Genomic DNA, 8,934 nt, shown 5'->3' with positions numbered 1-8,934 from the left:
CTTCGCCGGACCCGGGCCTGCGCGGCCTTCGCCGGACCGGGCCCGCCGTGCGAGGCAGGGGCCGGCCGGGGCGGGGCGGCCGGGTCAGTCGCGCAACACCTCGATCACGCTGCTGAGATGAGCACGGACGGCCCGCTCGGCCGCCTGCGGCTCCCCGGCCACGATCGCCTCGATCATGGCCAGGTGTTCATCCAGGGACTGCCGGGGACGACCCGGCCTCAGGGCCAACTGGAACTGGTGGCGCACCAGTTGCCCGTTGAGGCGCTCCAGGAGCTCCACCGCGGTCCGCTGGCCGGAAGCCTCCCGTACACAGGTGTGCAGTTGGTGGTTCAGCTCGGAGTAGGCGAGAGGATCGCCCTCCGCCACCGCTTTGGCCATCGCCTCGCCCAAGCCGGTCAGCCGCTCGCGCTGCGCCCCGGTGGCCAGCACCGCCGCCTTGGCCGCGCACAGCCCTTCGAGCGCCATGCGGCACTCGGTGATGGCCACCGCCTCCTCCACGGTCACCACCCGCACCCGGGATCCGCGGTTACGGATGCGCTCCACCAGCCCCTGTGCGGCGAGGTCGATCAGCGCCGCACGGATACTGGCCCGTGTCACCCCGAACCGCTCGGCGAGTTCGGTCTCCACCAGCCGCTGGGCCGGCGCCATCTCGCCCCGCAGAATCGCCTGCCGAAGCCGGGCCAGGGCCAGCTGCTTGGCCTGCTCCCCGCTGCCCGGACCGACTTCCTCCGACATGCGCGCCCTCCCTGGGTGAGTGCCTGACGGCGCTCAATCTAAGGGTTCTCCCGCGACGGGGCGGACCACCCCGGTCGTGGCACCCGCGCCCCCCTCCCAGCCCGGTCGTCGTGGGTCCGCCCCGAAAAGCGGACCGGCGGCGGCCACGCCCGAAACCCTCTCCCGGGGCCTCTGATCAGCGGCAAAACCACCTGGGAAACACATGCAGCTTGCTGCAGCGGGGCAGTGCATGAAGCTGCAGCAATACCCCCTCCCCGGAACCGTCGGCTCCGTGAAACTATCCAGCACATTACGAAGGGGGGCGAGAAGACGTGGACTATTCCGTACTGATTCCTTTTCTGCCGCGGCGCACCGAACAGGTACTTCCCTACGCAGCCCTGGTCGAATGGACGGGGGCCCGGAGGCTCTGGCAGGGACAGAGCCTCCTGATGGAGCCTTTCCAGACTTTCTCCGCCGTGGCGGGTGCGGGATTCCGGGTTCCGACGGGCCTCGGGGTCACCTTGATGCCCCTGCGGCACCCCTTCGAGGCCGCACACCTCGTCAAGTCCCTGGCGATGGCGACCGGCGAGAGCGTGCTGGCCGGATTCGGCCCCGGCGGCAAGACCTTCCAGGAGAGCCTGCTCGGCGCGCCGTACCGCAGCCAGCTCGGTGCGGTCAGGGAGTACCTGACGATCGTGCGCGGGCTGCTCGACGGCGGAGTCGTCGACGTGACCGGCGACTACTACAGCTGCCACGCCCAGATGGGACCGGTCATGTCCCCGGAGGTCCGGCTCGGGCTCGGGGTGCTGCGGCCCGGCATGGCACGGCTGGCCGGCGAGGTCGCGGATGCGGCGATCACCTGGCTGACTCCCGCCGCCTACCTGGACGGTGTGGTGCGTCCCGCGCTCCGCGAAGGCGCCGACGCGGCGGGCCGGCCGGAGCCGAAGGTGACGGCGATGGTGCCCGTGGCGCTGGAGCGCCCCGGACGCGACGTGTCCGACTTCGTACTCTCCAGCAATTCCGGTCACATGGTGGCCCCGCATTACATCGACATGCTGGGTAAAGCGGGGATCGATTACTCGAAAATGGATCCGAAATCGGCGGGACGACTCATGGCCGATGCCGGTGCGTTCATTCACGGGGACATCGAGAGCGTCACCAAACAGCTCGACGAATACCGCCTTGCCGGGGTGGACGAAATCGTCCTCAATCTGACCGGCGTGGCCAATCTCCATGGCCCGAAGGCCGCCATGGAGGATCTGCGGAAAATTCTCACGGCGGTCGGCGCCGATCGGAGGGAAACCCGTGCATGAGGCTCTGATCGGCCGTGCCGGTCTGCATCTGCGGTCCTGGGTCACCGGACGCCGCCTGCTGGGCGACACCCCGGGTGGCGGCACCGCGACCGTGGTCCTGGAGGACGCCGCACATCTGCCGGCGCTGCTCGCCTCGGACGTCGTCGGCCCCCGGTCCCTGGTGCTCGTACCGCGCGAGGCGGCGGACTTCGCCGAGCCCGGCGGTACGGGGGACACCGGCGACGCGCCCGGAGAGGGCGACGGGAGCACCCACGGGTCGGGCGCCGTCGTGGTGGACTTCGAGGGCTCGCTCAGCGAGCCGGGCGGCGACGCCTCGATCGGCGGCGCCCTCTTCCTCCAGGTACAGGACTACGGCACCAGCCCGTACATGTCCCTGCTGGGCACCACCCTCGTGAGGGTCGCCGGTGAGGCGGACTTCGAGGCGTTCCTCGCGGACGCCGACCGGGCCCGACTGGAGGGGGAGTTCGCCGCCTTCGCGGTGAGCCCCGCGGTCCAGCTCGCGGACCTTCCCGCGCTGGGCAGCGGCGAGAGCGGCGACGGACCCGGCACCCGGCTCTGGGTGGCCGCGGACGGTGGCGTGTCGGTGTCCCCGCAGGGCGCCCGGCTGGGCACCGCGGGCGACTCGGCCGCCACGCTGGACGCCCGGTGGGCCGAGCTCGCCGCCGAGGACGCGACCGGCGCCCCGCTCTCCCTCACCACCGCCGTGCCGGAGAGCGTACGCGCCGCGCAGACTGCCGAACGCCCGTGGCTGGCGCGGTACATGGCCGCCCTGGACGTGCTGCGCGACCTCCATGTGCACGGGGTCACCGATGTGCGGGTCTCCGGGTTCGGCGGGCGGCTGGTGCCCTCGCTGGAGTCGGTCGACGGCCCGTGCGACGCCGACGACCCGCGTGCGCCCTTTCTGGCCTGGACTCCGGAGGCGGCGTACGTGCGCGTGCCGGGGCACGACCGGACGTTCCGGCTCGGCCGCCCCGCGGCCGGGGTCGCCGAGCGGCTGCTGGTGCACGGTTCCCCCGGGGCGGCGCTGGAGCACGCGCGCGCCGAGGCGGGAGAGGACGCACCGGCCCCGCTGACCGAGGCCGCCGTGACGGCGGTGCTGGCCTTCTTCGCCGAGCGGGGCGTCCCGCTGCTCCCGGAGGCGGCGTCCGACGCCTCCCCGGCGGAGGTGACCGGCGCGTGACCACGACAGCGACGACTACGACTCCGGTGTACCCACCCGGACTTGCCGGCGAGGTGCTGGCCGGGTACGGCGACCGGGTGGTGCTGCACGACCTCTACGACGCGGTCGGCGCCCCCGTCTACCACGACCTCGCGGCGGCCGACACCAGCGAGATCCGCGAAGTGCTGCGGGTGGCACGGGCAATGACCGGCCCGGTACTGGAACTCGCCTCGGGGTCGGGCAGGTTGACCATGCCGCTGCTCGCGCTGGGCCGCGAGGTGACGGCGCTGGAGCTCAACGCCGGAATGCTGGACCTGCTGCGGGAGCGCCTCGCGTCGGCTCCGGCGGGGGTACGGGCGCGCTGCGTACCCGTACAGGGCGACATGGCCGCCTTCGACCTGGGCCGAACCTTCGGGCTGGTGGTGCTCGGCACCACCTCCGTGTCGCTACTCGACGACGAGGGCCGGGCCGGACTGTTCGCCGCCGTGCGGGCCCATCTCGCCCCCGGGGGGAAGTTCCTGTTCTCCACCGTGGACATGGTGGAGCCGGAGGACGGTCCCGCCCTCGCCACCGACCTCGACATCGAGGGCCAGGGAGCCAGTGGCCGGCGGTACCGGATGATCGAGCACTGGCCCGAGGGCGCACCCGCTCGGCGCGTCACGATCCTGCCGCCCGCGGCGGAAGCCCGGGAGGCCGACCGGATCGAGGTGCTCACCACGTCGATCCGGGTCCTGCCGGCCCTCGCGCTGGAGCGCGAACTCACGGACGCCGGGCTGCGGATCACCGCCCGGCACACCCTTCCCGCGAGTGGTCCCAGACACCGTGACGTCCTGATGGAAGCGAAGGCCGTGTGATGGGAAGCGAACTCTGGCCCTCTCTCCAGGCCCCCGCGCTGCACGGCGACGACGAGCTGTGCACGGTCTCCGCGCACGGTGTGCGGGTCCGCTTCCTGGACGGCCGCGAACTCCTCTGCGGCACCAGCGGACTGTGGAACGCGAACCTCGGCTACGGCAACGAGGCGGTCGCCGAGGCCTGCGCCGCCGCGCTGCGGGACGCCTCCTACCTCTCGGTCTTCCGCTACGAGAACGTCTACGCCCGGCGCGCGGCGCGGGAGTTGGTGGAGGCGGCCGGCGAGGACAGTTACGCGCGGGTGATCTTCTCCACCTCCGGCGGCGCCGCCAACGACCTGGTGATGAAGCTCGCGCGGCACCACCACGCACTGCGCGGCCAGGGGCAGCGCAAGCTGGTGGTGGGGCTCCGCGACAGCTATCACGGTCTGACCTTCGGCGGGTTCGCGCTCACCGGCGAGAACCTGGGGCAGCCGGTGTACGGGGTCGACCAGCGACTGATCCGGCACGTGTCGCCGAACGCCCCGGAGGAGATCCGTGCGCTGGCCGCCCGGCAGGGCTCGCAGATCGCCGCCGTGGTGGTCGAGCCGGTGCTCGGCACGGGCGCGGTGGCGCTGACCCCCGCTTACGTCGAAACCCTGCTGGAGCTCCGCGAGAAGCACGGGTTCCTGCTGGTCGCCGACGAGGTGGCCACCGGATTCGGGCGCACCGGCAGCCTGTTCGCCTCCCAGCGGTGGCCCGCTCCCCCGGACGTGCTGATCACGTCGAAGGGGCTGACCAACGGGACGAGTGCGGCGGCGGCGGTCCTGGTGTCCGGGGCGGTGGCCGAACCCTTCGACGCCTCGGGGGACGTGCTGGTCCACGGGGAGACCCAGGCGGGCACCCCGGTGACCTGCGCGGCGATCTCCGCCACCCTCGCCGAGATGCGCCGGCTGGACGCGGTCGCCTCGGCCCGCCGCCTCTCGGCACGGCTGGACACCGCGCTGGACGCGCTGGTGGCCGGTCACCCCCGGGTGAGCGCGACCACCGGAGCGGGCTGCTTCCGGTCGATCCGGCTCTCCGCCGGCGGGTCAGGCGGCGACGACGTACCGCTGCCGCAGGGCGAGGTCCCCGCGCTGGTCGCGGCGATCCGGCGGGCCGGCGCGCTGGTCCACCCCAGCGTGTCCGGGGTGCAGATCCTGCCCGCGCTGACCTACACGGACGAGGACCTCGACGAACTCCTGCGCCGCATCCGGGTCGGTATCGACGCGCACACGGCGGCTGCCCCCCTGACGGACTCGGCGGCGGTCGGCGCGGGGACGGGGGCGGTCTGATGGAGGTGGTCTGGAGCCTCAGCAGGCACCCGATGACCCGGGTGGCGTACGGCCTGGACGGTCTGTCCAAGTGGCTGCCCCAGCACGAGGGCCGGCGCCTCACCGTCCTCGTGGACGCAGCCGTCGCCGGGGGCGAGGCGGTGGCCCGGGTGCGGGAGCGGGCGGTCTGGGCGGGCTGGGACACCGAGCTGGACGTCCTCACCGGACCCGGCGACCTGGACAGCGTCCAGGAGCTCGCCGGACGGCTGGCCGGCAGCGACCTGGTGGTCGCGGTGGGCGGCGGTTCCCTCCTCGACCAGGCGAAACTCGCGGTCCTGCTGCGCTCCGACCCGGACGTGCGCGACCGGCTGGCGGTCCGGCACCGCAGCGGGCTGATCCTGCTGTCGGCGGGGTCCGTGCCGCGCCTGCCGCTCGTCTGCGTACCGACGACGGTGGGCACCGGCAGCGAGCTGAGCGGCGCGGTCTGCCTGGCCACGCCCACCGGGAAACGGCTGGTGCTGGGCAACGGGCTCCAGCCCGAGGTGGCGGTCTACGATCCGGCCGCCACCCGGACCCTTCCGCTCGCACTCCTCGCCGAAGGGGTGCTGGAGGTCCTCTTCCGGCTCTCCGGGATGTACGCCGGCGACCTGCGGGAACTCCCGGTCGAGGACGCCTTCGCGCGGACGCTGCTGGGGCTCCTCGTGGGCCTCGGCGACCGGGTGGCGGCTGCGCGGGCGACCGGGGGCGAGGCCGACGACACCCTGCGCCTGGAGATCGCCAAGCTGAGCGGGCTGAGCCATCAGCAGTGGCTCAACCTGGGCCGGGAACCCGCCGCCTGCAAGGGCTGGTACCTCGCCAACGAACTCTCCACCGCTCTCGGGGTCCGCAAGATGACGGCCGCCGCCGCCCTGCTGCCGCCCCTGTGGCGGCGGATCGCGGACGGCGACACCCGCTGGGGTTCCGCGTCCCGGCTCGCCCGGCTCTGGCGGGCGGTCGCGGACGGCCGGTCGGTGCCGACGCCCGAGGACCCCGTCGCGGGCATCACCGCCCTGCTGGACGACTGGTCCATCGCCCGGGACCTCCACGCGACGCCCGAGCGGACCGCCGAGGTGGCCCGCGCCACCATGCGGGCCTGGGGCGACGGGCTGCCGACCCTCGGCGCGCTCGCCCTGCCCGACGTCCGGGCCGCCCTGTCGGAGGCGGTACGCGTCCCCGTCCCGTCCTGAGCCGGCCCCGCGGTGAGCCCCGTCCCCGGGCGGCACCCGCGGTGGAGGCCGCACACCCACAGACTTCCGCCGGCACCCGTCGGCGGACGCACCACCGGTAGCAACATCCCGGAAGGAGGAGAACCCATGCAGAACACGGACACCAAGGCCCCTCTGGAGCTGGCTCTTCAGGAGCTGGAGGCGCACGAGCTGGACATGCAGGAGCTGGAGGCGCTCGACGCGCCCTTCGGCTGGAGCGACGTCCTCAGCTTCGTCGGCGGTCTCAGCGCGGGCGCGGTCGTTTCCTACGTCTCGCTGATCACGCTGGCCACCTGATCCACTCCCGGGTCCGGCCCCACCGGGCCGCCACCCGCCGAGCGGTAACCCGTACGACCCACGCGGTACACACACAGAATGAGGTGAAAGCTATGCAGGAGAACAACAACTCGGCCCTCGAACTGGCCATGCAGGAACTGGACATGGAGGAGCTGGAGGGCATGGACGCCCCCGACTGGTGGAACAGCTTCCTGGTCAGCTTCGGAGTGTCGGCGGCCGTCAGCACCACCTACGCCTCGCTGGTCATCACCTCGGTCGTCGTCGCGACCTGACCGGTCCGGCACGCCACGGGTGTCCCTGTTCCGGATGCAGGCCTAGTGCATCCGGAACAGGGCCCCGGCCAGATGCTACGTGCGGCGCTCGCCGTGCCGCCGTGCCCGGGCGACCCCCGGCGCGGCGGCGCACCGCTCCCGTATCTCCGAGTATGCCCCCGTACGCGCCGGACGACTCCGCGCCCGCCTCGGCGGCCCTCCCGCACTCGCTCCGGTCCGCCCCGCACCGCGCCGACGGCGACGCACCGGCGGGCCGCCCCCTTTGATCCGAAGCGCAGGACCCGCACGACCGAAGGAGAGTTCCCTCCATGTCCCAGGCTGCTTCCCGCGGCTTTCCGTGGGCCCTCGCGGGCTGCTGGCTCGTCGTCTTCATGGCTGCCCCCGGCATCGTCTCGGCACTCACCGGCGGCCGTACGCGGACCGTCGCCCTGCTGGTCTGCGTGGGCGTCGAGCTGCTGACGATCGCCGGCTTCGGCCTCTACCTCCGCGCCCGGGGGAGGGCCTGACCATGACCGACGTAGTCGAGGTCGAGGGCCTCACCAAGCGGTACGGCGAGCTGACCGCCGTCGAGGACGTGTCCTTCCGGGTCGCGTCCGGCAGGGTCGTGGGACTCCTCGGACGCAACGGGGCCGGCAAGACGACGACCCTGCGCATGCTGCTGGGCCTCGCCCGGCCCACCGCCGGACGCGCCACCGTCCTCGGCCTGCCGTACGCCGAACTCCCACGCGCCGCACACCGGGTGGGCGTCTCCATGGACGGCATCGGCCCGTCCAACGCGGCCACAGGGCGGGGCGACCTCCGGGTCTGGGCCAGCGCGCTGGGGCTGGGCGGGAAGCGGGTGGACGAGGTCCTGGAGCGCGTGGGCCTGGCGGGCGACGCGCACCGCAAACTGCGCGGCTACTCCACCGGAATGCGCCAACGCCACGCACTGGCAACGGCGTTGCTCGCCGACCCGGAGCTTCTCATCCTCGACGAACCGGCCAACGGCCTCGACCCGGACGGCATCCGGTGGCTGCGGGAGTTCCTGCGGTCCCTCGCCGACGAGGGCCGGACCGTACTGCTCTCCAGCCACCTGCTCGCCGAGGTCGAGCAGATCGCCGACGACATCGTCATCCTGCAACGCACCCTGCGGTACAGCGGAACGGCGGCGGATCTCACCCGGCACGGCTCGGTGAGCCTGGAGGACCGCTTCTTCGAACTCGCCGGCACCGCGGGCAAGGAGCCCAGCCATGCGTGATCTCATCGCCTCCGAATGGCAGAAGGTGTGGACCGGCAAGGCCTGGTGGGCGCTGGCCCTCGCGGCAACGCTGCTCTGCGTCCTCGCCGACGCCGGGTTCCTCACCCAGGCGCTGGACGAGCTGGAGCAGGGCACCACCACCGTGGAGCAGACCACCGCGTCCCTGGTGCAGGGCTGGTTCATGGTGGAGCTGGTCGCCGCGCTCGCCACCATGCTCGCGGTGACCCGCGAGTTCTCCAGCGGCTCGATCATGCGGACGACACTGCTCGGCGGCAGCCGCCTGCGGGTGCTCGGTGCGAAGCTCACGGTCGCCGCGGCCACCGGCGCGGTGTTCGCCGCAGGGGCCGGAATCCTGGCGGCCGTCAGCCCGTGGGTCTTCCTGGCCGGTCAGGACTTCGGACCGCAGTGGACGCGGGAGGCGACCTGGACGCTGCTCGGCGTGATGGGGGTCGTCGTGGCGGGCGCCCTGTGGGGCTGCCTGCTCGGACTGATCATCCGTCAACAGGTGGTCGCCGTGGTCGTGATGCTGCTGAGCACCTGGCTGGTCAGCGGCGGCCT

The 8,934-nt window shown here is 72.9% G+C and carries 11 protein-coding genes; 10 read left to right on the top strand and 1 reads right to left on the bottom strand.

Annotation, left to right across the window (positions count from 1 at the left end; all coding sequences use genetic code 11):
* Positions 1–84: 84 nt before the first annotated feature.
* Positions 85–735: a GntR family transcriptional regulator gene (locus ACWD3D_RS28365; RefSeq protein WP_451463630.1), complete on the bottom strand. Its 651-nt coding sequence runs from the start codon at positions 733–735 to the stop codon at positions 85–87.
* A 311-nt stretch (positions 736–1,046) separates the two neighbouring features.
* On the opposite strand from ACWD3D_RS28365, the gene ACWD3D_RS28360 reads away from it, so the two are divergent.
* The 10 genes from ACWD3D_RS28360 to ACWD3D_RS28315 form a co-directional block, all read left to right on the top strand.
* Positions 1,047–2,027: an LLM class flavin-dependent oxidoreductase gene (locus ACWD3D_RS28360; protein WP_451463629.1), complete on the top strand. Its 981-nt coding sequence runs from the start codon at positions 1,047–1,049 to the stop codon at positions 2,025–2,027.
* A complete protein-coding gene (gene mpaB / locus ACWD3D_RS28355; protein ID WP_451463628.1) occupies positions 2,020–3,207 on the top strand; it encodes a daptide biosynthesis RiPP recognition protein in 1,188 nt (395 codons plus the stop codon). The genes ACWD3D_RS28360 and mpaB overlap by 8 nt, the downstream gene beginning before the upstream one ends.
* On the top strand, positions 3,204–4,040 hold the full coding sequence (gene mpaM, locus ACWD3D_RS28350) for a daptide-type RiPP biosynthesis methyltransferase (protein ID WP_451463627.1): 837 nt from the start codon (positions 3,204–3,206) through the stop codon (positions 4,038–4,040). The genes mpaB and mpaM overlap by 4 nt, the downstream gene beginning before the upstream one ends.
* Positions 4,040–5,347 (top strand): daptide-type RiPP biosynthesis aminotransferase, encoded by a 1,308-nt coding sequence (mpaD, locus tag ACWD3D_RS28345; RefSeq protein ID WP_451463626.1) that lies wholly within the window; start codon positions 4,040–4,042, stop codon positions 5,345–5,347. The genes mpaM and mpaD overlap by 1 nt, the downstream gene beginning before the upstream one ends.
* The gene (gene mpaC, locus ACWD3D_RS28340) at positions 5,347–6,552 is read left to right on the top strand and encodes a daptide-type RiPP biosynthesis dehydogenase (RefSeq protein ID WP_451463625.1); all 1,206 of its coding nucleotides are present in this window, start codon (positions 5,347–5,349) and stop codon (positions 6,550–6,552) included. The genes mpaD and mpaC overlap by 1 nt, the downstream gene beginning before the upstream one ends.
* A 126-nt stretch (positions 6,553–6,678) precedes the next feature.
* Positions 6,679–6,867: a daptide-type RiPP gene (locus ACWD3D_RS28335; RefSeq protein WP_266707782.1), complete on the top strand. Its 189-nt coding sequence runs from the start codon at positions 6,679–6,681 to the stop codon at positions 6,865–6,867.
* A gap of 92 nt (positions 6,868–6,959) precedes the next feature.
* The gene (locus tag ACWD3D_RS28330) at positions 6,960–7,139 is read left to right on the top strand and encodes a daptide-type RiPP (RefSeq protein ID WP_266707780.1); all 180 of its coding nucleotides are present in this window, start codon (positions 6,960–6,962) and stop codon (positions 7,137–7,139) included.
* A 308-nt stretch (positions 7,140–7,447) separates the two neighbouring features.
* Positions 7,448–7,645: a hypothetical protein gene (locus ACWD3D_RS28325; RefSeq protein WP_451463624.1), complete on the top strand. Its 198-nt coding sequence runs from the start codon at positions 7,448–7,450 to the stop codon at positions 7,643–7,645.
* A gap of 2 nt (positions 7,646–7,647) precedes the next feature.
* Positions 7,648–8,376 (top strand): ABC transporter ATP-binding protein, encoded by a 729-nt coding sequence (locus tag ACWD3D_RS28320; RefSeq protein ID WP_451463623.1) that lies wholly within the window; start codon positions 7,648–7,650, stop codon positions 8,374–8,376.
* The coding region (locus ACWD3D_RS28315; RefSeq protein ID WP_451463622.1) for an ABC transporter permease at positions 8,369–8,934 on the top strand (566 nt) is incomplete at its 3' end. The genes ACWD3D_RS28320 and ACWD3D_RS28315, both read left to right, overlap by 8 nt.

The organism is Streptomyces sp. NPDC002690 (genome assembly GCF_053592415.1).
Note: the sequence above shows the minus strand (reverse complement) of the source record. Positions and strands in the feature narration are given on the sequence as shown.

Coding starts and splice junctions, on each gene's coding strand:
- ACWD3D_RS28325 (WP_451463624.1), top strand. CDS start 7,448: ATGTCCCAGGCTGCTTCCCGCGGCTTTCCGTGGGCCCTCGCGGGCTGC.
- ACWD3D_RS28365 (WP_451463630.1), bottom strand. CDS start 735: ATGTCGGAGGAAGTCGGTCCGGGCAGCGGGGAGCAGGCCAAGCAGCTG.
- mpaC (WP_451463625.1), top strand. CDS start 5,347: ATGGAGGTGGTCTGGAGCCTCAGCAGGCACCCGATGACCCGGGTGGCG.
- ACWD3D_RS28330 (WP_266707780.1), top strand. CDS start 6,960: ATGCAGGAGAACAACAACTCGGCCCTCGAACTGGCCATGCAGGAACTG.
- mpaD (WP_451463626.1), top strand. CDS start 4,040: ATGGGAAGCGAACTCTGGCCCTCTCTCCAGGCCCCCGCGCTGCACGGC.
- ACWD3D_RS28320 (WP_451463623.1), top strand. CDS start 7,648: ATGACCGACGTAGTCGAGGTCGAGGGCCTCACCAAGCGGTACGGCGAG.
- ACWD3D_RS28335 (WP_266707782.1), top strand. CDS start 6,679: ATGCAGAACACGGACACCAAGGCCCCTCTGGAGCTGGCTCTTCAGGAG.